Source organism: Bradyrhizobium sp. CFUWI, assembly GCF_056429085.1.
Map to the genome: position 1 here is coordinate 1 of NZ_JBWJZE010000237.1, position 426 is coordinate 426.

General features: G+C 70.2%; 1 protein-coding gene. It reads left to right on the plus strand.

Going from position 1 to position 426, the window contains the following annotated elements; translation table 11 throughout:
• Positions 1-46: 46 nt before the first annotated feature.
• Positions 47-426, plus strand: a 380-nt coding sequence (locus AC066S_RS39605) for an FAD binding domain-containing protein (RefSeq protein ID WP_478272030.1), incomplete at its 3' end; no start/stop codon positions are given.

Below are 426 nucleotides of genomic sequence, written 5' to 3' on the forward strand. Positions count from 1 at the left end.
ATTCCAACATCGTGGACGCGATCACCGAAGTGGCGGAGGCCAAGGCATGAAACCCTTCAGCTACGAACGCGTCACGTCGCCCGCGCAGGCCGCGGCCGCGGTCGCCGCCCAGCCGGGCGCCAAGTTCATCGCCGGCGGCACCAACCTGCTGGACCTGATGAAGCTGCAGATCGAGGCACCCGCCCATCTGGTCGACGTCAACGGCATCGGCATGGACACCGTGGAGCCCACGCCGCAGGGCGGCCTGCGCATCGGCGCCCTGGTGCGCAACAGCGACCTGGCCGCCCACCCGCGCGTGCGGCGCGACTACGGTGTGCTCACGCGGGCCCTGGTGGCGGGCGCCTCGGGCCAGCTGCGCAACATGGCCACCACCGGCGGCAACCTGCTGCAGCGCACGCGCTGCCCCTATTTCTACGATACCAACAC